The sequence below is a fragment of the Dyadobacter diqingensis genome (genome assembly GCF_024220585.1).
GTDB classification, from domain to species: domain Bacteria; phylum Bacteroidota; class Bacteroidia; order Cytophagales; family Spirosomataceae; genus Dyadobacter; species Dyadobacter diqingensis.
The window spans coordinates 15,515-41,541 of sequence record NZ_JAMXKF010000008.1 but is presented as its reverse complement, the minus strand read 5'-3'; the positions used below and the strand labels follow the sequence as shown (position 1 = coordinate 41,541).

Below are 26,027 nucleotides of genomic sequence, written 5' to 3'. Positions count from 1 at the left end.
CCCGAAGGGATGTTAGTATTATAGATAAGACATCATAAACCAGCCAGCGCAACCCCGAAGGGGTGACAGAAGAATTACCCAAATATCATTACATAAATCAAAACCAACAACTCACAATCCCGAAGGGATGTTAGTATTATAGAAAAGACATCATAAACCAACCGGAGTAACCCCGAAGGGGTGACAGAAGAATTACCCAAATATCATTACATAAATCAAAACCAACTACCCACATTCCCGAAGGGATGTTAGTATTATAGAAAAACCGTTATAAACTAGCCAGCGCAACCCCGAAGGGGTGACAGAAGAAATTACCCAAATATCATTACATAAATCAAAACCAACTACCCACAATCCCGAAGGGATGTTAGTATTATAGAAAAGACATCAAAAACCAACCGGAGTAACCCCGAAGGGGTGAAAGAAGAAATTACCCAAATATCATTACATAAATCAAAACCAGCCATCCAAAATCCCGAAGGGATGACAGTATTATAGATAAGACATCATAAACCAGCCAGCGCAACCCCGAAGGGGTGACAGAAGAAATATTAACCAGCCCATTTAACATTATTTAATTCAAAAAAACATGATAAAATCTATTTTGTAACCTTTATCTATAAACCAACACCCGTCAATAGCCATGCCTCTTAAACACACGCTTTTCAAGTCATCAATCCTGATTGGTGCAATTGTTCTTCTTGCTTCTTACAAATGGGCCGAGGACGATTTCTCTAAACTCATTGCATCGAGATTACAGGAGTACCGCCGCATATTCCCCCAGGAAAAGGCATATCTCCACCTCGACAAACCCTATTACATTACAGGCGACACCCTCTGGTTCAAAGCTTACCTTGCAGAAGGATCTGTTCATTTTGCCGATAGTGCCAGCCAGGTACTGTATGTTGATCTTATTGAAAAACGAACCGGTAAAAATATTTCGCTGCGTCGAGTAAAACTCGATGGAGGTTATGGTTCCGGGGATATCAAACTGGATGAATCCCTGCCCAAAGGCGCTTATACCATTCGTGCATACACCAACTGGATGCGTAACTTTCCCGAGGACTACTTTTTTCACAAAGATATTTACGTCTTTGATGACAATGCAGAGAAACCGGCAAAGACACCCACAGCCCTTGATGTACAATTTTTTCCGGAGGGTGGGCAGCTTGTTGCGGGCCTGAGTACCCGGATAGGCCTGAAAGCATTAGACGAAGCCGGTTTGGGAGCCGACGTAACCGGATACGTTCTGGATCAGAATAACGACACCGTGGCTGCCCTCAAAAGCGAGCATTTAGGTCTGGGCAGATTCCCCTTTGAACCCGTTGCCAATCATAAATACACCGCATTTTTGCATAAAAAATCCGAACCTTATCAACGTTTTGACTTCCCGGAAGTGAAGACTGAAGGTTATACCATGATGGTCAATAATATCACAACTACGGAAAAAATGCGGATTCTGGTTTATGCCAATTTTCCGGACAACACCGACAAGGAAGTAAATATTGTTGCCCATACCCGAGGGTTGGTCGCGTTTGCAGCCAAGGGAAAGATATCGAAAAAAGGCTTACAGGTGGCTATTCCCACGACAACACTGCCTGATGGCATAACCCAGCTGACTCTTTTTGATAGTCAGAATAACCCTGTCTGCGAGCGGTTGATTTTTATTGATCATGGCGACCGCCTGCATATGAAGATCAGCACCAACAAAAATACATTTAATCCGAGGGAAAAAACAGATGTTGAAATCATGGTTACCGATACTGCCGGGAAGCCGGTAGAAACCAGTCTTTCTGTGGCTGTTACGGATGCGGGACAAATCGCACAACAACCGAACGATCAGACCATTGTTTCGTATCTCTTGCTTTCCTCTGACCTGAGAGGCCATATCGAACAGCCGGGTTATTATTTTGACCCGAAAAACGAAGACCGGAAAATCAAGCTGGATCTGCTGATGATGACGCAGGGCTGGCGTAGGTTCAACTGGAACGACGTGCTGAAAGATAACCAGACGCAGCCTGGGCGTTTCGTTGAACAGGGTTTCTCCATTCAGGGAGAGGTTAAAAAGAACAACCGGAAGCCTGTTGAGAAAGTAATGTTATCCGTTTTCCTGACCAATGACAGTATTAATACCTTTCTGACGACTGAGACGGGTGAAACCGGACTTTTCTCTCTGGATAATCTGATTTTCAAAGACTCGTTAAATGTCCGTCTTCAAGGGATGAATGCTAAAAACAACAGCAGTCTGACTATCAATCTGACGCCTTTTGACTCGCCCAAATTTACAATATCACGTATTCCTTTTTTCCCGATAACCGTAGATGCATTGCAAATGGCAGCGTACTTAAAACGGGCCGAGGAATATCAGGAAATTGAGCGAAAAATAAGAGAGAATCGTGAAAAACTACTGAAAGAAGTAACCATCAAAGGAAAAAGGGAAGAAGTCCGGGATTCGAGAAAACTGTACAGCCACGCGGACGCATCGATCAAAGTTACACCACAAATGACCGGTGGTGCACAAACCGTGCTGGATATGCTTCAGGGCCGTGTTGCCGGCGTTATGGTTTCCGGATCGGGGCCAAACGCCTCCATTTCCATACGCGGAAGCAATACTGAGCCTACTTTTTTACTGGACGGTATACCCGTTGACAAAGCCATGATTACCTCCATGTCCATTTTCGATGTCGAGTCAATCGATGTGTTAAAAGGCGCGTCAGCGGCTATTTACGGCAGTCGTGGGGGAAGCGGGGTTATTTCCATTTTAACAAAACGCGGCAATGCCAACTACGATTATTCTCAGGACATCACACCTGGTGTGACGATATCCAAAATCGCCGGTTTCGATACGCCAAGAGAGTTTTATGCACCACGTTATGACCTGAAACGTCCGGAAGATGCCCGGCCAGATTTCCGGTCAACGGTCTTCTGGGCGCCAATGCTCAGAACAGGTAAAGACGGCAAGGTAAAGTTCAGTTATTTTAATACGGATGCTGGTACAAACGTCTCAATCCGTGCCGAAGCTTTAAGTGCGTATGGCCTGCCCGGGTTTTCCGAAACCACGTATTCTGTACGATAAACAGGCCAGTTATAAGATTACGTTATAAAATGCGTTAGTAATCAATGGCAGAGACTGAATTCTGCTGACCAACCCGGAAAAAAAATCATACCTTTGCTATTTATATTGAAATAGCCGGTCTGTCTCAGTTTCTGATAGGCAACAAGACAAAATATGAGGACAGAATTTTTGAAAATATTCTTGCTAACAGGCCTTGTACTGGCTTCCGGAATCACGGATGTGAGCGCTCAGCGCCGCAGCAAAAGTCGTGAAAAGGAAAAAGTTGTTTCTACCGGTACGTTTCGTCTCGAAGAAGAAACGCTTACTGCGGAAGGAATGAAATTTATGATGACCGACCAACCGGCGCGGGCACTTCCTATATTTGAGCAAATCACGCAGAAAAGCCCTCAGGACCCTGCCGGGTATTATCTGGTGGCGACTGCGTTGTTGAAACTTGACAGGCAGGATGATGCCATTGTTCCGGCGAAAAAAGCGTACGAGCTTGATAAAACAAATCTTTTTTACGCACAGCAACTCGCTGAACTATACGCCAAACGGAGAAAATATGCCGAAGCTGCACAAATTTACGAACCACTTTTAGCACGCAGCCCCGAGAATATCCAATACGGTATCGAGCTTGCCGCGGTTTATGTTTTTAACGAACAGTTTGACAAGGCCATTCAGACCTATGATGTTCTGGAAAAATCAATCGGGGTAACCGAAGAAATAACGCACCAGAAAGAACAGCTTTATTTACGTCAGAATAAGCTGGACAAAGCCCTGGCGGAGGCAAAAAAACTCATTGATACAGAACCCAATGAGGTCAGTTACCGCGTAGAACTTGCCGAAATGCTGATCGCCAACGACCGCATCGTCGAAGCAGTTGCTCCTTTGGAAGAAGCCTTAAAAATCAATCCTGATGAAGCACAGGCACACGTATTGCTGGCCGACATCTATCGCCGGAATGGTGATGTTCAAAAGTGTAATCAGGAATTAAAACTGGTTTTTGCGAATCCAAATCTGGATTCAGAGCCAAAAATCCGTGTTCTTTCCGGTTATCTGACGATGCTTAAAACCGATCAGGAAACGGACGAAGCGCTTGTACTGGCCAAACAACTTGCCGAAACCCATCCAAATGAAGCGCGTACCAATGTTATTTATGCCGATTTGCTAGTGCGGAAAGGAAAAATATCTGAAGCCCGTGACCTATACGCCAAGGCTACAAAACTTGACGGCTCGGTGTATGAAGCATGGGGAGCGGTGTTACAGCTGGACGGCCAACTCAATCAGGTAGATAGTTTGCTTCTCCATTCAGAAAAAGCGCTGGAAGTTTTCCCAAATCAGGGGATGCTGTGGTATTTCAATGGCATGGCCAATCTGATGAAAAAAGACTATAAAAAAGCCATTTCCTCCCTGGAAGAAAGTTTGAAACTGATTACCGATAAGGCGATGCTTCCGTATGTCCATGCGCAGATGGGTGACGCATACAACGGCCTCGGCGACAACGCAAAATCAGATGCATCATATGACCTGGCTCTTCTGGAAAACCCGGACAATGATCACGTATTGAATAATTACAGCTATTTCCTTTCACTTCGCAAAGAGAAACTGGATCTGGCTTTAAAAATGTCTGAGCGGCTGATCCAGCAGCATCAGGATAATCCCACTTACCTGGATACCCACGCCTGGGTTTTGTATATCAGAAAAGACTACAAAAAGGCAAAAGAGTCCCTTGAAAAGGCGCTTCGTGATACCAACAACGTCAGTGGCACGATTGTTGAACATTATGGCGATGTGCTGTTTAAGCTGGGAGAGCGCGAAAATGCGGTTTTACAGTGGAAAAAGGCAAAAAAAATGGGTGAAACAACAGAACTTCTTGACAAAAAAATAGCAACCGGAACGTTACATGAGCAATAAGATTACGGTATGGTTTATGGCCATAGGATGTATTTGGTTAACTTCATGCCACAAAAAACATCTTGTACAAGGCACAGCCAAGCCCATTATAGATTCTGGTTTTGTATCCATTGATTCTTCAAAAACCGATTCAGTAGCAAAAGTTGAAACAGTTTCTGTAAAAGTTCAGGAAATTGCTTTCGACTATCTCACGGCTAAGTCCAAATTTTCTCTTCGCAGCAGCACGCAGGATTTCGAGAATACCAATGTAAACATCAGAATCAAAAAAGACAGCCTGATCTGGATATCCGTAACCGGAGTCGGTTTTGAGGTTGGACGTGGCTTAATAACCCCCGATTCTATCGTTTTTCTTGATAAATTCCATAAGGAATATTTTGTTTTCAGCTATGCGCAACTCAGTAAGCAATATAATTTTGAGCTGAATTTTAAATTGCTGCAATCCATTATCATTGGAAATTTGCCAATAGAGCAGGGAAGCGATCCTAAATTTTATAAAGAAAACGAGTTTTTCAGACTGCATCAAAACAGCGGGCGCATCGTAATCGACAATTATATAGGGGAAAAAAACCTGAAACTGGAACGTCTAAAAGCCGTGGAAACACCGACTCAAAATACGTTTACACTTAACTATGAAGACTTTAAGGATGTGAACAGTTTTCTGTTTCCTTTCAGCAGTCTGATTAAACTCGATGTTCAGTCACAAAAAGACAAGCAGTTTTACCAGACTACCATGCGTATCAAACATAACAAGGTTGAGTTGCTGAATCAGAGTCCCGGATTCCCCTTCAGTATCCCTTCAAGTTATACACGTAAAAGGTAAATAACAGATTGTCCACCCATTTATAGGCGCAAAAACGTGAAGTCTGCTTAACTTTACGTGCCCTTTAAGGTATTTTGGCAGCAAGAAAAACGAATATGCCCTTTCACAAACCGTATTATCGACGTTTATTTCTGGTACTGACTCTTTTGTGTTGTACGTCCGTCAGCGTATTCGCGCAAAAGACCCGTGAGCAACTCGAACGGGAAAAAAGTGAAAACCAGAGCAAGATGAATGAAATTCAGGGCATCCTGAAACAGACATCTTCTCAGAAAAAAGTTAACTTAGGACAGCTTCGGGCTTTAAACCAACAGATTAACACACTTAAGAAAAAGATTGATCTGCTTTCCGACGATTTGAAACTGTTGGATGGTGAACTTAAAACGCTTGAAAAAAAGCGTCAGGTTTTAGCAAATGATCTGGGCAAGCTGAAGGCAGAGTATGGCGACATGATCTACGAGGCTTCCAAACGTAATGTATATATGAACCAGCTGGTTTTCCTGTTTTCCTCCGGAACTTTCAACCAGTTTGTTTTACGTTATAAGTATTTGAAACAATATACCGAAGCCCGTCAGGGTCAGGTAAAACAGATGGAAGTGCTTGAAAGGGAACTGATGGCAGAGCGTCAGCGTATTACTTCCAAGCAACAGCAGCAAAAAACGGTCCTGACGACGCAGGTTTCGGAAAATACCAAACTCGAAGGGCTGAAGACGAAACAGGATCAGGTGGTGCAGGAACTTTCACAAAAAGAAGTGGAGCTGCGTAACCAGCTGGCTGAAAACCGTAAAGCGACCAATTTACTTGAAGCCAATATCCGCCGGATTGCTGAGCGTGAAAAAAGAGAAAGGGAGCGACGAGAAAGAGAGGAGCGGGCTGAGCGTGAAGCGAAAAGGAAGGCTGAAAGGGAACGTATAGCACGCGAAAACGCCGAAAGAGAGAAAAAAGGCGAGGCAAAGGTAGTGGAAGAGGAGCCGAAGGAAGAACCTGTGGTTTCGTCCAGTGGGATGAGCGATGAAGAAGTAACGCTTGCTTCGTCATTTGCAGCTTCTCAGTCGCGCTTATCGTGGCCGACAAGAGGATTTATCTCCGGTCACTTTGGACAGCGTCCGCATGCGGTTTTGAAAGGTGTAATGGTTGATAACCTGGGTGTGGATATCCAGACAAATGCCGGAGAAATTGTAAGGTCAGTTTACGATGGTGTTGTTTTGGATGTGACGCAGATGCCTGGAATGGGTAATGTAGTCGCGATACAGCACGGAAATTATATGACGGTTTATGCTAAAATGTCGGGAGTAACCGTGACGGCAGGCCAGAAAATTAAAGCAAGAGAAACCATTGGTCGTGTGGCGACAGATGGCGACGGAACTTCCGAACTTCAGTTCCAGATCTGGAAAAACACTTCCCGTCTTAACCCGGAAAGCTGGCTGATCAGAAGGTAGTTTTAATGATTAATTGTCAATGGTAAATTGTTAATGTTTAACCATCGGCCATTAATCCTTAACCATTAACAATTAAAATAATGTCTGTACATAGTTCTGATATAAAACGCGTAACGACCCACATCATTCAGGAAATGAAGACGCGGGGAGAAAAAATATCCTGTTTAACAGCTTACGATTATTCGATGGCTGGAATCGTTGACGCCGCCGGGGTTGAGCTTATCCTCGTTGGCGATTCGGCATCAAACGTGATGGCCGGACACGAAACCACGCTCCCGATAACGATTGACCAGATGATTTATCATGCCTCATCGGTTGTGCGAGCTGTAAAACGTGCACTTGTGGTCGTAGATCTTCCCTTTGGATCTTACCAGGGAAACTCCGGTGAAGCGCTTCGTTCTGCCATTCGTATCATGAAGGAATCGGGTGCACACGCCGTAAAACTGGAAGGCGGACTTGAAATTAAGGAATCCGTGATGCGGATATTAAGTGCCGGTGTCCCTGTTATGGGTCATTTGGGACTTACGCCGCAGTCGATTTATAAGTTTGGTACTTATACCGTACGTGCCAAAGAAGAAGTTGAAGCAAAAAAGCTTTTGGAAGATGCCAAGATGCTGGATGAAATCGGATGTTTTTCTGTGGTTTTGGAAAAAATTCCTTCCGCACTGACCAAACAGGTTTCTGAAAGCATATCCATTCCTACGGTCGGGATAGGAGCAGGGCCTCATGCCGATGGTCAGATTCTGGTTTTGCATGATGTATTGGGGATAAATAAAGGCTTTAAGCCACGTTTCCTTCGTCAGTATGCCAATTTGAATGACATCATGAACGAGGCCATTACGAATTATATTAAAGATGTTAAAGGCAAATCTTTCCCGAACGAGAAAGAGTCTTATTGATCACCTCCTTTTCTTTTTCCCGTGAAAAAGAAAACATTAAAAAAAGAGCATTATGGCAAAACGTCCATTTCAAATTATATACGAGGACAATCATTTGCTGATTGTCAATAAAGAGCCCGGTATTTTGGTACAGGGTGACGTAACCCGTGACAAACCGCTGCTTGATATGTTGAAAGACTATATCAAAGTGGAATACAACAAGCCGGGAGCCGTATTTTTAGGTACGGTGCATCGTCTGGACCGCCCGGTAAGCGGGTTAGTAGTATTTGCCAAGACATCAAAAGCACTGGAACGGATGAATGAAATATTCCGTAAACGTGACGTTCAGAAAACCTATTGGGCCGTTGTAAAAAACCGGCCGCCTGAAAAGAAAGGCAAGCTGGTGCACTGGCTTATCAAGGATGAATCAAGAAATGTTACTACGGCTTATGACTACGAAGTACCGGGATCACAACGTGCGGAACTTAGTTACAGACTTTTGGGCGATGTCAATAAATTTAATTTACTTGAAATAACGCCGGTAACCGGTCGTCCGCATCAGATCCGCGTCCAGCTGGCCTCCATGGGCTGCCCGATTCGTGGTGACGTAAAATACGGATATCCGAAAGCAAACCCGGATGCGAGCATTAACCTGCACGCACGTCGGCTTTTCTTTGAACATCCGGTAAAAAAAGAACCTATTATTTGCAAGGCCGGCGTACCGAACGACCCATTCTGGGAAGAATTCCTGCCGCTGGATAATGAACCGATCAAAGCAGAACACCTGGGCTTTTTATACGAATAACCGTTTATGATTGAAAAGTTAAAGCAACGCTGGAATGTAAAAAACGGATGGGATGTATTAATCATTTTATTGGTTTTTGCCTGCACGGGATTTTCGATTTTATACATCAAGCGTGCCCTTTTCGATCTGGTTGGACTCACCAAAGAAACCTCTCCATCCTGGCTTCTCTGGACGGTTAATATTGTCATTATCCTGCCGCTTTATCAGGTAGTACTCCTGGCATGGGGCTGGATATGGGGGAAATTTGCCTTCTTTCTGGAATTTGAAAAAAGGATGTTCCGGAGTATTGGCAGGTTGTTTGGAAGAAAAGGTTAAGTCATATAATTCTTACGGATACAAAAATCCCGAACTGGTCTGATTTGACCGGCTCGGGATTTTTTTATATTGGATTACGGCTGACGTCATTTTCCAATTCCTACCAGATTCTGTCTTGTTTGCCTTTTTAAGCTCTTGACTCCTATCGCCCAAAAACCTTTTGAACCGACACCTCAGCAAAAAACGGGTATGTGGGGTTATCCCGAAAATCCTGCCCGAAATGTTTGCCGAGGCTCAAAAACGTATTCCAGGATCGACCGGAGAAATTCATCCGCGCCCCAAATTTGAAGTTCCCGCCTGATGTCCCATACCACCCATCCTGAATATCCGGGTAGTCTTCCCTGAGCGTCCCGTGTTTGATTTGAGTGGCCAATGACCGGTCGTAACTTCCAATGGCAGTTATTCCAAATTTCGGACGCAAGTAGCCCAGCATCAATGTAACTTCTGCCGCGGTGTTATACATCCGGGCCAACGGGGACTCATATCTGCGGAGAATAACTGCCGGTTTGATCGCCAGTGAAAAATGTTTGCTCTTCAAAAGTTCTCCCTGAATGCTCGTCCGCCATTTCCAATCATCGGCAAAATCTCCGCCGAACGGCATCAGCAACTCTGTTCCTATAACAATAGGCCTTGTCTTATTTTGGATCACATATCCATAGGAAACCCCGTAATAGGAGCTGTAATCTGCACCGGCAGTGACAGTTGCGAGATGTTTACCGCCTTTTCTCAATTTCTGCCAGTTGACGTCCTGCGCGCTGGCGACAGTCTGCAAAATCATTAGCGTGAGTATTATAAGTGTAGTTTTCATTTCTTTTGATTTAAATAAGCTGATACTTTGGGATACATATCCTTCCATCCAAAATGCACCATTTCATGACCGCAGTTTGCTACCATTTGAAGCTTTACACTGGTAAAAGGTGCCGATACTGTTTCAGCCCATGCCGGGCCATAGGCCTTGTTGTTCTCACTGTACATAAAGAGCACTTCGGGCTGGAAACTTGAAAGATTCCAGGTAAAATCGAAGCTATACTTGTCGGCATGCTCGATCGTGTATTTGAACGCCACAGCACCGCTGCGCCAGGAAGGATACTCTCCCGGGTTTCCAATCACATTTCCAGGTGCATTTTCATAATTTGAGAAAAAAGAAGCCTTATAATCAAGTACTTCGTGCTCCGAACGGCCAGCGATGATCTGTTCCGGAAAAACTGAGTTATTCAGGGCTTCGGAAAAAAAACGAATCTTGTTTGACCTGCTCAAATATTCCTTCGTCTGCGGCCAGGTTAGTCCGCCGGGCTCCGCCAGAATGGCCCCACTGACCATTCCGGGATGTTGATTAATGTAACCCGCTGCAAGCATCGCTCCCCAGGAATGTCCCATCAGAAAAACCTTTTGGGTATTATTGAGCCTAAAATGCCTGATCAAAGCGTCCAGATCATCCAGAAATAGCCTGGTGGTTCCCTCTCCCTGATATTGACTTTTATCTTCCCTTTTAGAAAGACCAGACCCGCGCTGATCGTAAAAAACTACCCGAAAGCCCTGCTCGGCAAATATTTTGGCATTCAACATGGAGCGGTAGTCGCCCCCTGGACCGCCGTGAATCACGATGAGTAAGGGGTCTGTCGGATTGCCATAACTTTCTACATGAAGGAGCGTCCCATTGATAGCCAGTGATGGTAGGTTGGCATCCTGATCAACCGTGAGTGGGACCAGCAAACCAGGCTTGGCAAAATCTTGCAGCTCGCAAGACGTAAACAAGAGTCCGGAAAGGACGAGAAAAAAGAATTTGTACATAGCTTTTGAATGATGTTCATGCAAATAACAGGGCTGAACATCATTCAGGCGTTCGCACGTACAGGGGCGAACCTATCGGATGCGTACGCCTTCATGCGAACGCAGGTTCGGCGGTTTCAACGGACTGTTTACCAAAGTATTCCGAAGGTGTCTGGCCGGTATGGAGCTTGAAGTATTTATTAAAGGTCGTTTTCGAATTAAAACCGCAGTCATACGCGAGCGCAATAAAAGTATATTTTTTGTTCTCCTGTCGTGCCGCCAGTACAAGAAATTCCGTAATCCGGTAATGGTTGATATAATGATAAAATGTTTTTCCGCTCACCGAATTGATCACCTGGGAAAGATAATTTGGAGAGGTGTTTAGATATGCAGCCAGATCATTCAAGGTCAGGTCAAAGTTTGTGTAAGGTTTTTTCGTTTTCATGAATTCTTCCATCCGCTGCATAATCCCCGTCGCATCCTGCTGTTTCAGGCCTGTCCTTGCATACCTTTCCACCGCGAAATTCGCCCTACTGATGAATGTATGATCAGCAACGAGCCCGGTAAGAGCAGGACTGGTATATAATCCCGGCACCCGGCTGATTCCGAATAGTCCAAGGAAAAGGACAAAGATGACAACGCCGGCAAAAATGACAGAATCGTCAAATGCGGCCGACAGTAGCCAAATAGCCACCAGACCGAATGTCACATATTTCATCAGTCCGAATATTTCGCTCATTCCGGTTTCTCCGGTTCTACTTCCCCTCCGGATTTCGATCATCGTAGCAACAGCATAGACCATCCCCGAGGTGATAATAACGGGCAATTGTATGAGTAAATACCATTCAAAACCTTCCCCATTTCTCTGAAAAACCGTTATCTTCTGGTCAGGCGGCAGTATAAAAAATGGTACTGCAAGTGCTGTAAGAAGCAGGAAAGGAATCAGGTGAAATATGGTTTTGCGAATAGTCAGCGTCTCCACCCGAATCAAGCTGATAGAATAAAAGTAAGGTAGGACACCATGCAGCAAGGGCAGCGAGAGTGTCAAGCCGAGCGTATGCGGATACTTATAGCTCAACCCTGAATATTGCATATAGTGAAGTCCAAGGTGCATAGCAATTACACCCAGCCAGGTTTGCAAGATATAATCAGGGTGTTTTTTATCTTTTTTAAGTATGAGAACGACGAAAAGGAAACAGACAATCGTGAGTCCAATCTGGTAAAGCATAGTTTAAAATCCGGTTGATGTGTCGAAACTAACTACCTGTCTGGCAGCATATACTCGACAACCGAAAATTCATTTACCCTTAGGGTATACGAAAAGAAAGTGCGGCAGTGGTCGCCGTTCACTGGATAGAAAAGTTGAACCATTCGTTTTTTAGGAATACAAAAAGCCCGAACTTGTCTGATTTGACTAAGTCGGGCTTTTTTGCATAGATAACGGACTGCCTTACTATCGGGCGGAGAGGAGTAAAACGAGGAGCAAATTTGCGCCAAATCCAATTCCCCAGTTTTTCCAGACCTTGCCAGATTTTATCTTTTTCGCCTTTTTAGTATAACTGCGATTGTAGTCGGGTTTCTTAAACAATTCCTCGCTCGGATAACCCAAATTGTCAATTTTAGGCGTTGATACAGAAGTAGCAATCGCTGGGATAAGCCCGATAAGCGGCGATACCAAACTTGCTATCAAGGTTCCCGTAGCAGCTCCTTTATAACCCCTGTAATTCCTTTCTGCATCTATCCGCCCTTTTACTTCAAGATTTTCCGCTGGCAGAAACGTGTATAAGTTGCCACCTAAATAGCCTTTAACCACTTAGTGGATATTAACGCACAATCTTTTAATTTAACCGATGCTTACCAAAAAGAACGACTTGTTAATGGATATACGGGACGTTTATTTTATATAGTAACAAAAAATAATTGAAAGAGAACTATATTCAGCTAAAATTATATTATTTACCTTGCCGTCTATAAACAAATCCCTCCAATATATGAAAGCTGATGTTCAATATAATGATTTTCAGGGTACTAATGCAGCTGATATTAGTGACCATCAAGACTTGAAAGATTTTTTAAAGGGTAGGGGCGTAGATACTGATAGATATGATCCCGTTGGATCAAGCTTTTATAGTTCGTACGGCTCTTTCGATGCCAAAATTATTTGCGTTGACAAGGAAAAATCAACACAAGAAAAGCCCCATATTGTTGAAATTGACTTTGAAACAAGAGTAGATAAAGACGAATACTTCAATTTGTTTAAGCGCTTCCACGCCATTGTAGTGAGAGATCATTACAATCAATTCAAAATTGACGACTGGCTCACTATCGATGATGGAGAAAAAGATGATAAAGAATAACGCACTAGGCAACTTAATCTATTAATACCATGCAAACCAATCTTGGTGTTTCGCGCCTTCCTCCTCTAAAAAATTAAAGGAAGCGAATTCATTAGCGGCTTCTGCTGCCGTCATATCTTCTGGAATACGATTGCTTGCATACACTGCGTCGTCCATTGCTATGAATGCCCTAGATGCGGAAATTGGGCGCGGTCTATTCCTTCTGTGTCGTCAGGGCGCTTATTTATAGCATTTGCAAGGAACATTGTTTGTACGATAAACAAGAATCGTTGCGCTTTCTCGGTCACAATCTTATTGTTTATATATAATCTATCTATTTTCGTGCTTCATATCCAACCTTTCTAAGCAAGAAATAAATTTTCTACCCAAATCGGACATTTGATAAGTTATTTTTTCAATATCATATTTGTCCTTTTCAGTGCTACGATCTACTAATCCATAACTCAAAAGTTTTGGGGCTAAAATTCCGTATATATAGCCGCCATCTTCAATATTATCCAAATTATTAACACCGGCATTCAGAAAAATTTCATATCTACTAAGCAGAATTATTAAATTGTCAGTTGGTGGCTCTTCGTGAGACCACATCATACCATTAGTTTTAAATGGCAAGTTTTGTTTTGATAAAACAAGATATAGCTCTTTCACAGTAAAATTACCTATTTGTTCGTTCCAAATAGGGTCTTTCTTTAAGGCATTTTTATTCTTTCTTCGACGATATAATAATACTGATATCCATGCCACTAATCCAAATAAGAGTGTTCCCCAAATCGGTATTTCTTGCTTAAAAAATGTGATTATATGATTTTTAAATACAGTAAAACTTTTTTCGTCTATCTTATTCCATAGCCCTGTCAAAAGTGCAGAAATAGCAAATACAATAATTCCAGCACCAACCTGATCTTTCCAAATTTTGACTATTGTTGTTTTTAATGCTGATAAAAGTTTCCTCATATAGTTTATAACGTGGTGTTTCTGATAGGTAGTTAAAGCCCCGTCTCCGGGGCTTTAAGTGGGCTATTCAAATTTTAAGCTGGCTGCAACGCCTTTGGCTGCCATATTGCATGAATGTTAGATACATCCACACGCTTTCTAGCTTGCGCTAGGTTATAATCTTCCTGTAACCCTAACCAAAATTCCGCCGTCGTGTTGGGGAACGCTGCACCTAAACGAATTGCCATTTCTGGGGACACGGCAGATTTCCCGTTGATAATAGCCGACAGGGTTTTACGGGTTGTCCCCAATATTGTGGCAACCTGCTCAACTGTAAATCTTTTGCCTGTTTCCTCATAAATTCCGTCAAGCGTTTCCCGGATAAGTTCGCCCGGGTGGGCGGGATCAAATAAAATCATGTTATTCCTCCTGTTTAATGATAATCTATGTAGTCAACGTCTGCTGCATTTTCTCCTTCGAAACGAAAGATAATGCGCCAATTTCCCGACACTCTGACCGAATAAAAACTCTTTAAATCGCCTTTCAGAGCATGAAAATAATATCCTGCTTGGTTCATCATCTCTGGTTCTGTTGCTCTATTAAGACGGCTAACAATTAGCCTGATTCTTGCAACATGGCTTTGTTGTAGCTTTGAACGGTCGCCTTTAGTCGCGTAAAGCTGTAAACCTTTGTGTCTGAAACTTACAATCATAACACGAATGTAACATGAAACGTGCCGCGTGTCAATTGTTATTTTCGCTATTTTATCACAAAGCAGGGTTGAATTAAAAGAAAGTGCAAAAAGCACGACAAGTTCTTTTCTATCCAGTGACTTTACCTTACTAAGCCTACTTCTTCCACCCCTTCAACTTCCAAACAGAAAAACCCAGGTAAGCCATACTTCCCCGGGCACCGCCTTTTTTTACCAGTCCGTTGATATTGCTTAAACCAATAAAAAACGGCCCAAAATGCGCCATCGCGCCCAGGGCAACCTTTTTATTTCCCTGAATAAACGAGATCGGGAAGGCAAAATCCGAATCTTCGTCTTCAAATCTCGGCGTAATGGTGAAGACATTGGGCTGAGTCAGATCTAACGGATTATTGGTTCTCGGCCTGTATCGTTTTGTCTGCGCCAGCGTTACAAAAAAGCCTTTTACCAGCTGAACATCTGCTTCAAGATGGAAAGCCTGTGGGAGTTTTACATTCCGGTTCAATGTCGTGTCTGCCGTTGCCGGATATAAATTCATCAATCCGTCCGCACCTTCATTTCCGATAATTTCCAGTTCCTTCTGTCCGATAACAGCCTGTTCCTGGCTACCCGTTACAACGCGGCTGTTTTTTGTACGATATTTTATAGACCCGATATCCGTTAACGATGCCGCTAAACGCAGCAGATATGTGGGGCTCTGGTCAAAAGCCTCTTCCTTATTATGCCAGTAATCACCCAGTTCGTACGTTACACCCAGATCATATCCCCAACCTGCAGCATATTTATCCGAGCTGAAAATATCACCCAGATTCAATTTCTGATTGGCCTGGCTATATCCGCTTTCGTAAGAAAAGTTATTTAATACAAGTTCGTTTTCATCGGAAGTGCCAGCCACCTGCCGTACCTGAAAATCCTTTACCGAGCCTTTCACATAACCTATCCTTGCTCCAAAAACTCTTTTAACCGTGGTTCCCACACGTAACTTATGCGCTTCGAGGTCCAACAGCTGCACGCCATAAGAGGCGCTCAGTTCCGAAAAACTCTGCTGAACAAGATTAAAATCCCCCCATTCCTGACGAGCCACTTCCGCCAGACCCGTGTCCAGTCGTTTGAAATACAGATTTCTTATTTCTTCCGGCACATTATTTCCCTGCACAAACCCTCGCGTCCTCAGCTGGAAAGCCACGCCCTGATATTTTCCGATCGAAAACATCGCGGACGGCCAGCGGATTTCACTGGCCAGATAAATCGGATTTTTATCTGTAAGCGACCCCATCGTACGGGAACGTCCATACAGTTCGTCTTTGGAATGCGGTGCCAAAAGCGGGTAAAACAGCGAGTTTTTACCTAAAAACACAAAATAACGATGGTTGATACTGCTCCCGATCGTCCCTAGATTTACCTGCCATTTATAACGTGAACCAGCGATAACCGAAGGGTTTTCCGTGGCTCTGTAAAGTCCGCCATAGTTACTGGCAACCAGCCCCGGAATCTGCTGGGCATAGGCGGTACTTGCAAAAAAACTGATCAGTATTGTAAGATTGTAAAGTCGCTTTTTCAAGAATGATACCTGCTGTTTAAATTAAGTTTTCCAACATTGTCATATTGGATGATTTCTTCTTCAATTAAGTATTTCAATGTCTGTAAAAAGAGGTTTTCCGGCGCATTTTCAAATACCAGATTTAACTCCCGGGGTGTAACAGACCCATGGTCCTTTAAATAATGCAGCATGGCATTGCCCAGCTCTTCGTTTATAGCACCGTTCGCTTCGTTTTTCTTTTTTTTTAGGCATACATCGCAGACTCCGCATTCCGTTCCATCCATTTCATTGAAATATTCGAGCAGCAGGAGTGTCCTGCAACGGTTTTTATTGGATGCATACTGGATAACCGCACGCGCTTTCTGCCTGTCCCGCTCACGTCTTCGTTCTATTTCAAAAACATTCAATGGCAATTGTGCCGCATCAAACCTTGGTGTCAGAAAAGAAAGCTGCGGTTTATCCCTGCGAGGCTCATAATCTGCAATGCCGCGTTCTTTCAGAAACGCCAGCTTTTTGATAATCTCAGCCTCTGGCGCAAAATAAATCTGCCCCAGTTCAGTTTCGGAAATCCTTACATATTCGGTAAAAAGCTCTCCGCCGTAAAGCCTCAACATTAATTTGATAAACGAATCAAACTCAGGATACCGTATCTGAAAATCATATAATTGCCGGTTATCCACCTGAAAATGTATTCGGGCAGGATCGTTAAAATTTTCGCTAAGCTGGATAAAACCTTCCTCTTCCAGCAGTTTCAGTGCATAGTGTGTTTCATTCACAATCAGCCCAAATATGCCCGTAAAGTGCTGTATGTCAAAATTAAAACTCATAAACTCCCCGCCACCAACCGGAACCTTATAATAATTTGCCAGCGACTGATACACTTTACGCAGCACTTCCATCGGCGGATATTTTCTTTCCACGTTTTCGGACAGTTCTTCCAGGTCGATTTTATTAAAAAGCGCTACGGCAAATGCCTTCTTTTCATCCCGGCCAGCCCGTCCGGCTTCCTGGTAATAGGCTTCCAGGTTATCGGGAAGGTCAAAATGGATAACCGCCCGTACGTCCGGCTTGTCAATACCCATGCCAAAGGCGTTGGTCGCCACCACCACCCTGACCTGATTTTTCAGCCAGGCAGTCTGCCGGTCAGACCGTTCCTTAAAGGGTAATCCCGCATTATATCCGGCCGTTTTCACACCTTGTTTAGTCAGCCAGTCGGCAAGTTCCTTGGTACGTTTCCGGGTCCTGACATACACAATGGCTGTTCCCGGCACATTTTTTAGGATCTGAAGAAGTTTTCTTTCCTTATTTTCTTCCAAAAAAGTAGAATAGGATAAATTGGCTCGCGCAAAAGACTGCCTGAAAACCTTCGCAGGTTTCATTTCCAATTTCTCGACAATGTCAATCTGAACCTGCTCGGTGGCTGTGGCCGTGAGCGCCATCACCGGCACTTTTGGGATCAGCAAACGAAAATCGGCGATCAGCAGGTAAGAAGGCCGGAAATCATAACCCCAGGCCGAAATGCAATGCGCCTCATCCACTGCCAGCAAACAAACTTCCATCTGCTTGGTCCGGGCAATCATGATATCGGTTCGAAGACGTTCCGGAGAGACATAAAGAAACTTTGTCTGCCCGTGAATGCAGTTGTCCAGCGTGATATCAATTTCATGCCGGTTCATACCCGAATGAATAGCCGCCGCCGGGATATCCCGCCTTTTCAGCTGCTCCACCTGATCTTTCATGAGTGCAATAAGCGGCGTTACCACAATGCAAACGCCCTCCATCGTCAATACCGGAACCTGAAAGCAAATGGATTTACCTCCTCCGGTTGGCAATAATAATAGTGTGTCATTCCCCTCCAACACCGAACGGATAGCTTCTTCCTGCACAGGCCGAAACTGGTCATATCCCCAGTATTGTTTCAGGACAGCTTGAAGGTTACTCATGGTATACGTTTTTCAAAAGAATCGCAAATTAGTAAATTCGAAGACGGAATTCTTCGCGAAAAATCAGAAGTCATTTAAACTAAGACAACGCTTTCTTCGTTTTTTAGCCGAAAATATTAACTTTACAGTCTATTTTTAACCGATTTCTATGCGCACGCTTCTTGTTCTGATTGCATTATTTTCGTTATCTGGTTGCTCGGTTTCTCATTATTTAAAACGCGAAATAAAAAATTCCCCGGTTTTAAGCCAGCAGCACACCGGTGTTTCCATTAATAATCTAACGGGCAGTAAGGCATTAGCTTCTTATCAATCCGACAAATATTTTAATCCGGCTTCCAATACCAAGTTATTCAGCTTCTACGCGGGTTTATGCGCCTTGGGCGACTCATTGCCCGGACTTGAATATCTGGAATGGGGAGAGCTTTTGATTATCCGCGGAACGGGTGATCCTTCCTTATTTCACCCCGATCTGCCGCACAGTGCCGTGATTGATTTTTTGAAAAGCAGAAAAGAACAGATCTTTTTCTCTCCGGCAAATTTTCAGGACGAAAGGTATGGTCCGGGCTGGGCGTGGAGCGACTATAACGACGACTACCAACCCGAAATATCCCCGATGCCCGTTTATGGCAACATCGCACGATTTACAGGCTTAACCGAGCGCCAGTTCAGGGTTAAACCAAAGATCTGGGAAAAGTCCCTGCAACCTGATACGACAGTCGTTGGGATAAAAAGAGAGGAATTTCAGAACCTGTTTCACTATTCTCCAAAACCGCTTGCCGCAGGAAAAACGAAGGACATTCCCGTGCATATGACCGATCAGCTGACCGTTCAGCTTTTAAGTGATGCATTGAAAAAAGAAGTAAAACTGATCCATATCCCGCTTAGCATTGAACTGCAAACGGTCAAAAGTATTCCTTCTGACTCGCTTTACATGCGCATGATGCAGGTGAGCGACAATATGCTGGCTGATCAGCTGATGTTGTTATACGCGTCCGCAAAAGGTTTGCCCCTGAATACCGATAAGGCGATCGACCACGTAAAAAAGAACTACCTGAGCGATATGCCGGATAATCTGGTTTGGAAAGATGGTTCGGGACTGAGCCGTTACAATCTTTTTACACCAAGGTCGATCACCGCCTTGCTCCAAAAAATTTATGCAAAAGTACCTCAGGAACGTCTTTTCAAGATTCTGCCAAGTGGCGGAAGTACCGGAACTTTGAAAAATATGTTCAAGGGAGAGGCTCCCTTTATCTTTGCCAAAACCGGTAGTTTCAGCAACAATTTTAACCTCAGCGGCTATCTTGTTACCAAAAAAGGGAAAACACTTGTTTTCAGTTTTATGAACAACAATTTCACCCGGCCAAGTGCGGAAGTCCGCAAAGAAGTTGAACGGATTCTAACCGATATTCACCGTAAATTTTAACCCGCTCTTAATCCTCCTTCCAGGTTTTGCTGGTACAGTAAATGGTATTCTGCCCATTTTTCCTGACCAGAAGATAAACTCTGTATAATCCTGGTTCGACGGTGGCCGCGTGGAAATTCACATAAGCACCTTTGTTGAAATACATAAGTCTGCGCAGCGTTGTCCGCACCGGAACCGGGTACTGGGTTTGCGCAGATGCATACGTATGATCGGCAGATTTCAGGATGACATATGCACCATCCGAATAATCCTTTTCCGTTTTAAAGAAATCCTGCTCGAAATTTACGACGATATAACTGCCGTCTTTTTTCACTGTATCAGGCTCGTAAAGCTTCGCACAGGCTATGGAGTCTGTTTTACTGCGGGGATTCCAACCCTCCGCAAGAGGGTCATCAGATTTATAGTAAGCCCGTATTTTTTCAAAATGCGCCTGATCCATGGAGAACATTTTCACGCCCAGCCAGTCTGCATTATAACGGGCGTTGAATTCCTGAACAATCGCGGAACGGCGGTTATTGACAGCCAAAGCAAAATTGCTGTGCAGGATAATCAGGTTCAAAAAGATCGAAAAAGGCACAATCGCAACGACCGAAAAACGGAGCAAAGCTCTGGAAGTAAGTGACAAAAGCCCAAAATACATAGCAATACACCAAAGTACGGAATACATACGGTACCGCCCTTTGAACATGCCTTCAAAAGTATCGGTAGGAATACGTTTGTAAACAATCGCCAGCGTTGTGATGGCGACAAAAGCGGCAATACCAATCGCGAACAATGATCCCGGGTGGGTATAAGCCTTCCTGCCCCAGGCAGCATTCCACAGGGGAAGCAGCTGTCTTCTGAATATGTATAACAGGCCGGCTACAAATATAAACCCTGTAACTACCGCCGACATTAATACGCCGTGCATGCCGTCGTAGGCCGAAATTGTTGCGATAGAACCAATAAAACCAAAGTAGCCAAGGAAACCTTCCTTCACCTGTTTTGGGTTCGAAAAATCAAGATTTTGGGTAATAGGGGTAAAGTCAATGAAATAAATGACGGCGATGACCGCAGTTACCAGCACCGTTATCACAAAATCCTTTTTACGGCCCATCAGCCAGGCAATCAGACCGATAACCGGAAATACCATCAGACCGTTTCCGTAAGTGAAAGTGGCGATAACGGCGAACAGCAGCGCGAGATAATATTGTTTGGGACGGTAGGCCGCAAAATAAAGCGAACTCAGGACAAAAAGTAACACACCAAAATTGCAGAGCGAACTCACGCCCCAGAATATATTTTCAAAAGACTGAATATTAAACCACAGCCACATCACCGGCACAAAATACCAAATCGAAAGGTGCAGCCTCCGAAAAGCCCTGTAAAAAACCAACGCACAGCCAGCCCAGCAAATATTGGCCACGATCATCGGCCATATCATATTGATCGTCCCAAAGGTTGATTGAAGCAAAAGGATAATCGAGCGGGAAAAAACAAGCCGGTGTTCCGGGAAAAGCTCCGTAAGCCGTTTCCAGCGTTCAGGCCAGCCAGCGTCCTCAAACCCGGGAATAACACCCAGGATCAGAATGTCATCAAATGCTACATAGTTGATATTCAAAGCGATAACTTTAAACACCAAAAAATATATTATAACCGGAATGATACAAAAGATTACTGCCAACCAGGTTTTAGTCCTGGCAAAATCTAGGAAAGCTTTAAACATAAGTGAAGTGGCTCGTGTTAATCCAACACACGAATAAAACAGATGGATGGCAATTTCCATCCATCCGGGTTGTTAATTTTCAGTTTCTTCTTCCACCGAAGCGCGGGGATCTTTGGTATAATCGTAAAGCAATTTGCCTTTGTCGTCCCATTCACGAAGTACAAAAGGATCGAATTCTTCATCCCAACTTGTTTTCGGATACTGGATCTCTTTTTTTCGCTGGCGACGATACTGATAGTACTCAACCCAGCGACCGATTTTTTTGCCGTGGTCGTATTTCCCGCTGGTCATCAGCTGGCCTTCGTTGTAGAATTCAAGATATTCTCCCGAGGTTTCACCAAATGCAACCGGTACTACTTCCTTTACTTTGGTATGTGCCGAATCATAATAACTGATCCGCGACTCTGCCGGGAAACCTTTGTCCCAAACTGCCTTATCGACCAGGTTAAACTTGGTATCATATTTCACCCAGCGCCCGTCTTTCACGCCCATATAGTAAAAGCCCTCCTCCATCAGATTGTCTCCCACATACTTTTTGTAGGATCCGTGAAGCAGCAATGATTTCTCTTTTTCCTTAATAAGTGCCGAGCTCAATTTCTTCGTTTTGCTATCATACCAGCGCGTTTCCGTAGCCCGGGCATAATTATTAAGCGGTTTCGCCTCTTTCAGTACATGAAAAGTTTCCAGTGTAGTCCGCTCTCCGCTTCCGTATCTGATATCCATTCCCACCATCGGTACGCCTTTATACATCACCTTGGCCAGCCGTGCTTTCTCCTTTTTTAACTTCCGGTCTGCCTTCTGGCTTTTGTACTCTTTCACTTTAAGCCCCAGGTCCGGAATCGTTTCGCCGAAAAGAGAGGTAAGCGAAGTAGATTTGCTATTGCCGCCGGGTAACGTGGTACTGGCAGCAGGATCAAGTCCCGAAACGAATGATTTCAAATCGTTAGAGCCTCTTTTTTTAGCATTGGCAGAATCCGTTTTGGCAGCCTTGGGCAACCACGACGGCGGTGAAGATTCCTTTGTTTCAGTCTGCGCTAACGTTACCTTCACAAGGAAAACGGATAAGAAACACCAGACCAGAATAACTCTTTGCATGTGTATTGAATTTTTCTTCAGGGTAAGATTGTTACTTTTGTAACGAATTGGTTCTTAAAGATATTGATTTTTCAACCTACAAATTTACATAACACATTGGAAAAAAGCGCTAAAATTTATATCGCGGGGCATCGCGGTATGGTAGGCTCGGCAATTCACCGCAAACTCGTTGCAGAAGGTTTCAATAATTTTGTTTTCCGGACATCCTCAGAACTTGATTTGCGCGATCAGGCTGCCGTACGGGATTTCTTTGAAACGGAGCGTCCTGAATACGTTTTCCTTGCTGCTGCAAAAGTGGGTGGTATCATGGCCAACAACATTTATCGCGCCGAGTTTTTGTTCGATAACCTGCAAATCCAGAACAATATCATTGACAGTGCCTATCGCGTTGAGGTGAAAAAACTGCTTTTCCTTGGTTCGTCCTGCATTTATCCAAAGTTGGCACCACAACCGCTGCACGAAGATTCGCTGCTTACCGGCACGCTGGAACCAACCAACGAACCGTATGCGATCGCTAAAATTGCGGGAATCAAGATGTGTGAGGCCTATCGTAGCCAATATGGCTGTGATTTTATTTCGGTAATGCCTACAAACCTTTACGGCCCGAACGACAATTATGACCTCAACAAGTCACACGTATTGCCAGCGATGATCCGTAAATTTCATGAGGCCAAAGAAGAAAACAAGCCGGCTGTTGAACTATGGGGAACAGGATCTCCCTTGCGCGAATTCCTTCACGCAGATGATCTGGCTGATGCCTGTTATTTCCTGATGCAGAATTACAGCGAGCCCGGATTCCTGAACATAGGCGTTGGCAGTGATGTTTCGATCAAAGAACTGGCTGAACTTATTCAGGAAACGGTAGGCTACGAAGGCGAAATTCACTGGAATACGGACAAGCCGGACGGCACGCCAAGAAAGCTGATGGACGTAAGCAAACTGCACGACCTGGGCTGGAAACATAAGACAGATCTGACCGAGGGAATACGTATAACATATCAGGATTTTTTACAGAAAATAGAGGCTTATTCCGTTTAAAGAAATTGATATTAATGGGTTATCTAAAAGTATTACCCAACAATTCAGCACTAAAAAGCTGTTTTACCTATTAAAATTCTTTTTTTTGACAAAATTTCAGTATAAAATTACAATTATCTTCGGGAAACTAATTAGTTTTGCAGCGTCCTAAAAAATGGGCTATACTATAAACCATGTTATAAGAAATGTCTGCTATCATTAAATTAGACCAGATAGACCGTAAAGTACTGGAGATCTTACAAACGAATGCCAAGATAACGAACGCACAGCTTTCAAAGGAAATAGGGCTTTCACCAGCACCTACACTGGAACGTGTAAAGAAACTTGAGCAATCAGGTATCATTAAGAGCTATCACGCGCAGCTTGAACCTGAAAGAGTTGGATTAGGTGTAAGCACTTTTGTACAGATCTCTCTGGTAGGTCACAGAAAAGCTGTAACTGAATCATTTGTTGAAAAAATACATGCAATACCAGAAGTAATCGAATGTCACCACATCACCGGTACCGGCGATTTCTTGTTAAGAGTTATTTCCAAGGATATCAGTACTTATCAGAAGCTGATGCTGGAAAAAATAAATGAAATTGAAGAAGTGGCGAGCACACAGACAATGGTGATTTTGTCGACTTTCAAAGAAAGTAAGGTTTTACCAATTCCTTGAAATTTTGCCCCTGACAGCATGACATTTAGGAATTATTCCGAAAAAAGAAACGTCGAACCCATTAAAGGATTCGACGTTTTTATTTATCAGGCTGTCTGAATATTTACTACTGGTGTTGTTCACGTAAAAGGTCGTTCACCGTTTTTACCGGGTTAAAGGTAATCAACGGCACCTCCACGAAAAGCGTGTTCCAGTTTGCCATGGAGCCATTCCACAAGCCTGGCAATTCCTGCGCTTTCAGCTCTTTTCCGTCTTTCGACTTATAGGTAATGAAGCCTGTCAAAGGATCACGGAATTTCTTCAGATCGTATAATTCTCCGTTTTTGTTTTTAATGGCGCAAACCAGATCTACCGGATTGAAGTGGGTAGAATTCTTGAAAATACCGTTTTGCTGCTCGTTATCCACGTCAACCTGTGCAGATTCTACAATTTGAAGCGACGATGATCCGTCTGCATTCTCAGCCCAGAAAGGTCCGCCACCAGGTTCTCCCTGATTTTTTACCATACCACAGGCACGCAACGGACGATCCAGTTTTCCAACGAAATAAGCTTTTTTCTGTTCATCAGACCAGCTTTCGTAAGTCGCGGGAGGCACAACGCATAACTCATTCCGGAAAAATGCATCCAGTTCTGCCAAAAAAGAAGCATCAGAATTATTGCTCAGTTTGTCCAGATAACCAAATATTCTTTTCTGGAAGTCCAGAACGATACCCGCCAAAGCTTTTTTATAAGTTACAGTTGTTTCCTTGATACGATCCGGAACAACATTATCGATATTTTTGATGAAAATGATATCCGCATCGAGCTGGCTCAGGTTTTCCAGCAAAGCACCATGTCCGGCCGGACGGAATAACAAACCTCCGTCTTTTTCACGGAAAGGCGAGTTGTCCATATTCACCGCGATGGTATCCGTAGAGCTTTTTTGTTCTGAAAACGAAACCATGTATTTCACACCAAACTCGCTCTGATAGGTAGGAAGCACTTCCACAACCAGCTTCTCAAACTTGTCGCGGTGCTCAGGTGAAACGGTAAAGTGAATCTGTACACTTCCGCCTGCATTGGCATAATTCGCGCCTTCTACCAGGTGTTCTTCTAAGGGAGTACGTGAGCGGCTCTCGTAATTATGGAATTTCAACAAGCCTTTTGGCAATTCACCATAACCCAGCCCTTTGTTTGTCAGGAAATAAGAAACAATGGTTTTCTCGTCAGCCGTTGTAATATCATGTCCGTCGGCTGCCAGAGAGGTTTTCAGGTCATCGTAAAAAGCAAATTCGGTCAGCGTTGTAAAAAACTCGTCCACAGATTTATCCTTCTTGTCTTCCTGTAAAAAGCTGAACAACGACTTGAACATACGGGTTGCAGCACCGGAAGCGGGCACAAACTTCAATAAAGCGACTTCTCCTTCTGTTGCGCTTTTGTCAAATTCGCGAATTACCTCCTCAATCTGTGCATCGGTCAGGCGGATAATGCCGTCTCCAACCGTCGCCGCTTTTGAAAGATGAAGAAACGGAAACCCATTGACAAAATAATTTACTTGTTCCTCTACTACTGTGGCATCGCTTCCGCGGCCCTGAATCTGTTGAAGGTCTTTCTCGATGAACATAATTTAATTGGTTAATAAATCAAAAA

Annotated in this window: 23 protein-coding genes; 11 read left to right on the top strand and 12 right to left on the bottom strand. The window is 43.8% G+C overall.

Features of this window, described 5'->3' with window-relative positions:
* Positions 1-643 precede the first annotated feature (643 nt).
* The 7 genes from M1L62_RS20120 to M1L62_RS20090 all read left to right on the top strand — a co-directional run bounded on the left by M1L62_RS20120 (position 644) and on the right by M1L62_RS20090 (position 9,226).
* Positions 644-3,076 (top strand): TonB-dependent receptor, encoded by a 2,433-nt coding sequence (locus M1L62_RS20120; RefSeq protein ID WP_254561419.1) that lies wholly within the window; start codon positions 644-646, stop codon positions 3,074-3,076.
* Between the two features lie 153 nt (positions 3,077-3,229).
* Positions 3,230-4,972 (top strand): tetratricopeptide repeat protein, encoded by a 1,743-nt coding sequence (locus tag M1L62_RS20115; protein ID WP_254561418.1) that lies wholly within the window; start codon positions 3,230-3,232, stop codon positions 4,970-4,972.
* On the top strand, positions 4,962-5,792 hold the full coding sequence (lolB1, locus tag M1L62_RS20110) for a lipoprotein insertase outer membrane protein LolB1 (RefSeq protein ID WP_254561417.1): 831 nt from the start codon (positions 4,962-4,964) through the stop codon (positions 5,790-5,792). Before M1L62_RS20115 ends, lolB1 begins: the two co-directional genes overlap by 11 nt.
* 227 nt (positions 5,793-6,019) lie before the next feature.
* On the top strand, positions 6,020-7,228 hold the full coding sequence (locus tag M1L62_RS20105; RefSeq protein WP_254561416.1) for a murein hydrolase activator EnvC family protein: 1,209 nt from the start codon (positions 6,020-6,022) through the stop codon (positions 7,226-7,228).
* 80 nt (positions 7,229-7,308) lie between these two features.
* Positions 7,309-8,127 (top strand): 3-methyl-2-oxobutanoate hydroxymethyltransferase, encoded by an 819-nt coding sequence (gene panB, locus M1L62_RS20100; RefSeq protein ID WP_254561415.1) that lies wholly within the window; start codon positions 7,309-7,311, stop codon positions 8,125-8,127.
* 52 nt (positions 8,128-8,179) lie between these two features.
* Positions 8,180-8,911, top strand: a complete 732-nt coding sequence (locus M1L62_RS20095; RefSeq protein ID WP_254561414.1) for an RluA family pseudouridine synthase — start codon at positions 8,180-8,182, stop codon at positions 8,909-8,911.
* A gap of 6 nt (positions 8,912-8,917) precedes the next feature.
* A complete protein-coding gene (locus tag M1L62_RS20090) occupies positions 8,918-9,226 on the top strand; it encodes a DUF6787 family protein (RefSeq protein WP_254561413.1) in 309 nt (102 codons plus the stop codon).
* Between the two features lie 142 nt (positions 9,227-9,368).
* On the opposite strand, the gene M1L62_RS20085 is transcribed toward M1L62_RS20090, so the two are convergent.
* The 4 genes from M1L62_RS20085 to M1L62_RS20070 form a co-directional block, all read right to left on the bottom strand.
* Positions 9,369-10,034 (bottom strand): hypothetical protein, encoded by a 666-nt coding sequence (locus M1L62_RS20085; protein WP_254561412.1) that lies wholly within the window; start codon positions 10,032-10,034, stop codon positions 9,369-9,371.
* Positions 10,031-11,017 carry an alpha/beta hydrolase gene (locus M1L62_RS20080; RefSeq protein ID WP_254561411.1) on the bottom strand — a complete coding sequence of 329 codons (987 nt, stop codon included), beginning with the start codon at positions 11,015-11,017 and terminating at the stop codon, positions 10,031-10,033. Before M1L62_RS20080 ends, M1L62_RS20085 begins: the two co-directional genes overlap by 4 nt.
* Before the next feature lie 91 nt (positions 11,018-11,108).
* The gene (locus M1L62_RS20075) at positions 11,109-12,224 is read right to left on the bottom strand and encodes a helix-turn-helix domain-containing protein (RefSeq protein ID WP_254561410.1); all 1,116 of its coding nucleotides are present in this window, start codon (positions 12,222-12,224) and stop codon (positions 11,109-11,111) included.
* 225 nt (positions 12,225-12,449) lie between these two features.
* A complete protein-coding gene (locus M1L62_RS20070; RefSeq protein WP_254561409.1) occupies positions 12,450-12,809 on the bottom strand; it encodes a hypothetical protein in 360 nt (119 codons plus the stop codon).
* Between the two features lie 178 nt (positions 12,810-12,987).
* On the opposite strand from M1L62_RS20070, the gene M1L62_RS20065 reads away from it, so the two are divergent.
* Positions 12,988-13,353 carry a hypothetical protein gene (locus M1L62_RS20065; RefSeq protein ID WP_254561408.1) on the top strand — a complete coding sequence of 122 codons (366 nt, stop codon included), beginning with the start codon at positions 12,988-12,990 and terminating at the stop codon, positions 13,351-13,353.
* 309 nt (positions 13,354-13,662) lie between these two features.
* On the opposite strand, the gene M1L62_RS20060 is transcribed toward M1L62_RS20065, so the two are convergent.
* From M1L62_RS20060 to M1L62_RS20040, 5 genes are all read right to left on the bottom strand, one after another.
* The gene (locus tag M1L62_RS20060; protein ID WP_254561407.1) at positions 13,663-14,307 is read right to left on the bottom strand and encodes a hypothetical protein; all 645 of its coding nucleotides are present in this window, start codon (positions 14,305-14,307) and stop codon (positions 13,663-13,665) included.
* A gap of 74 nt (positions 14,308-14,381) precedes the next feature.
* A complete protein-coding gene (locus tag M1L62_RS20055) occupies positions 14,382-14,705 on the bottom strand; it encodes a HigA family addiction module antitoxin (RefSeq protein ID WP_254561406.1) in 324 nt (107 codons plus the stop codon).
* A 14-nt stretch (positions 14,706-14,719) separates the two neighbouring features.
* The gene (locus M1L62_RS20050) at positions 14,720-14,998 is read right to left on the bottom strand and encodes a type II toxin-antitoxin system RelE/ParE family toxin (RefSeq protein WP_254561405.1); all 279 of its coding nucleotides are present in this window, start codon (positions 14,996-14,998) and stop codon (positions 14,720-14,722) included.
* Positions 14,999-15,134: 136 nt separating this feature from the next.
* Complete coding sequence (locus M1L62_RS20045) at positions 15,135-16,556, bottom strand: DUF5723 family protein (RefSeq protein ID WP_254561404.1); 1,422 nt, start codon at positions 16,554-16,556, stop codon at positions 15,135-15,137.
* Positions 16,553-18,478: a RecQ family ATP-dependent DNA helicase gene (locus M1L62_RS20040; protein ID WP_254561403.1), complete on the bottom strand. Its 1,926-nt coding sequence runs from the start codon at positions 18,476-18,478 to the stop codon at positions 16,553-16,555. Before M1L62_RS20040 ends, M1L62_RS20045 begins: the two co-directional genes overlap by 4 nt.
* Positions 18,479-18,626: 148 nt before the next feature.
* On the opposite strand from M1L62_RS20040, the gene M1L62_RS20035 reads away from it, so the two are divergent.
* Positions 18,627-19,901, top strand: a complete 1,275-nt coding sequence (locus tag M1L62_RS20035) for a D-alanyl-D-alanine carboxypeptidase/D-alanyl-D-alanine-endopeptidase (protein WP_254561402.1) — start codon at positions 18,627-18,629, stop codon at positions 19,899-19,901.
* A 7-nt stretch (positions 19,902-19,908) separates the two neighbouring features.
* Here M1L62_RS20035 and M1L62_RS20030 read toward each other — a convergent pair whose 3' ends face one another.
* Together M1L62_RS20030 and M1L62_RS20025 are read right to left on the bottom strand one after the other, a co-directional pair.
* Positions 19,909-21,519 carry a hypothetical protein gene (locus tag M1L62_RS20030; protein WP_254561401.1) on the bottom strand — a complete coding sequence of 537 codons (1,611 nt, stop codon included), beginning with the start codon at positions 21,517-21,519 and terminating at the stop codon, positions 19,909-19,911.
* Between the two features lie 159 nt (positions 21,520-21,678).
* On the bottom strand, positions 21,679-22,701 hold the full coding sequence (locus M1L62_RS20025) for a toxin-antitoxin system YwqK family antitoxin (RefSeq protein WP_254561400.1): 1,023 nt from the start codon (positions 22,699-22,701) through the stop codon (positions 21,679-21,681).
* A 96-nt stretch (positions 22,702-22,797) separates the two neighbouring features.
* On the opposite strand from M1L62_RS20025, the gene fcl reads away from it, so the two are divergent.
* Both fcl and M1L62_RS20015 read left to right on the top strand, forming a co-directional pair.
* A complete protein-coding gene (gene fcl, locus M1L62_RS20020) occupies positions 22,798-23,739 on the top strand; it encodes a GDP-L-fucose synthase (RefSeq protein WP_256527744.1) in 942 nt (313 codons plus the stop codon).
* Between the two features lie 185 nt (positions 23,740-23,924).
* The gene (locus tag M1L62_RS20015) at positions 23,925-24,398 is read left to right on the top strand and encodes an Lrp/AsnC family transcriptional regulator (RefSeq protein WP_090340796.1); all 474 of its coding nucleotides are present in this window, start codon (positions 23,925-23,927) and stop codon (positions 24,396-24,398) included.
* 106 nt (positions 24,399-24,504) lie between these two features.
* Here M1L62_RS20015 and M1L62_RS20010 read toward each other — a convergent pair whose 3' ends face one another.
* On the bottom strand, positions 24,505-26,001 hold the full coding sequence (locus M1L62_RS20010) for a DUF4301 family protein (protein WP_254561399.1): 1,497 nt from the start codon (positions 25,999-26,001) through the stop codon (positions 24,505-24,507).
* Positions 26,002-26,027: the final 26 nt, after the last annotated feature.

Bases quoted from the DNA above. Each gene is read 5' to 3' on its own strand.
- M1L62_RS20120 (WP_254561419.1), top strand. From the start codon at position 644: ATGCCTCTTAAACACACGCTTTTCAAGTCATCAATCCTGATTGGTGCA.
- M1L62_RS20115 (WP_254561418.1), top strand. From the start codon at position 3,230: ATGAGGACAGAATTTTTGAAAATATTCTTGCTAACAGGCCTTGTACTG.
- lolB1 (WP_254561417.1), top strand. From the start codon at position 4,962: ATGAGCAATAAGATTACGGTATGGTTTATGGCCATAGGATGTATTTGG.
- M1L62_RS20105 (WP_254561416.1), top strand. From the start codon at position 6,020: ATGAATGAAATTCAGGGCATCCTGAAACAGACATCTTCTCAGAAAAAA.
- panB (WP_254561415.1), top strand. From the start codon at position 7,309: ATGTCTGTACATAGTTCTGATATAAAACGCGTAACGACCCACATCATT.
- M1L62_RS20095 (WP_254561414.1), top strand. From the start codon at position 8,180: ATGGCAAAACGTCCATTTCAAATTATATACGAGGACAATCATTTGCTG.
- M1L62_RS20090 (WP_254561413.1), top strand. From the start codon at position 8,918: ATGATTGAAAAGTTAAAGCAACGCTGGAATGTAAAAAACGGATGGGAT.
- M1L62_RS20085 (WP_254561412.1), bottom strand. From the start codon at position 10,034: ATGAAAACTACACTTATAATACTCACGCTAATGATTTTGCAGACTGTC.
- M1L62_RS20080 (WP_254561411.1), bottom strand. From the start codon at position 11,017: ATGTACAAATTCTTTTTTCTCGTCCTTTCCGGACTCTTGTTTACGTCT.
- M1L62_RS20075 (WP_254561410.1), bottom strand. From the start codon at position 12,224: ATGCTTTACCAGATTGGACTCACGATTGTCTGTTTCCTTTTCGTCGTT.
- M1L62_RS20065 (WP_254561408.1), top strand. From the start codon at position 12,988: ATGAAAGCTGATGTTCAATATAATGATTTTCAGGGTACTAATGCAGCT.
- M1L62_RS20060 (WP_254561407.1), bottom strand. From the start codon at position 14,307: ATGAGGAAACTTTTATCAGCATTAAAAACAACAATAGTCAAAATTTGG.
- M1L62_RS20055 (WP_254561406.1), bottom strand. From the start codon at position 14,705: ATGATTTTATTTGATCCCGCCCACCCGGGCGAACTTATCCGGGAAACG.
- M1L62_RS20050 (WP_254561405.1), bottom strand. From the start codon at position 14,998: ATGATTGTAAGTTTCAGACACAAAGGTTTACAGCTTTACGCGACTAAA.
- M1L62_RS20040 (WP_254561403.1), bottom strand. From the start codon at position 18,478: ATGAGTAACCTTCAAGCTGTCCTGAAACAATACTGGGGATATGACCAG.
- M1L62_RS20035 (WP_254561402.1), top strand. From the start codon at position 18,627: ATGCGCACGCTTCTTGTTCTGATTGCATTATTTTCGTTATCTGGTTGC.
- M1L62_RS20025 (WP_254561400.1), bottom strand. From the start codon at position 22,701: ATGCAAAGAGTTATTCTGGTCTGGTGTTTCTTATCCGTTTTCCTTGTG.
- M1L62_RS20015 (WP_090340796.1), top strand. From the start codon at position 23,925: ATGTCTGCTATCATTAAATTAGACCAGATAGACCGTAAAGTACTGGAG.
- M1L62_RS20010 (WP_254561399.1), bottom strand. From the start codon at position 26,001: ATGTTCATCGAGAAAGACCTTCAACAGATTCAGGGCCGCGGAAGCGAT.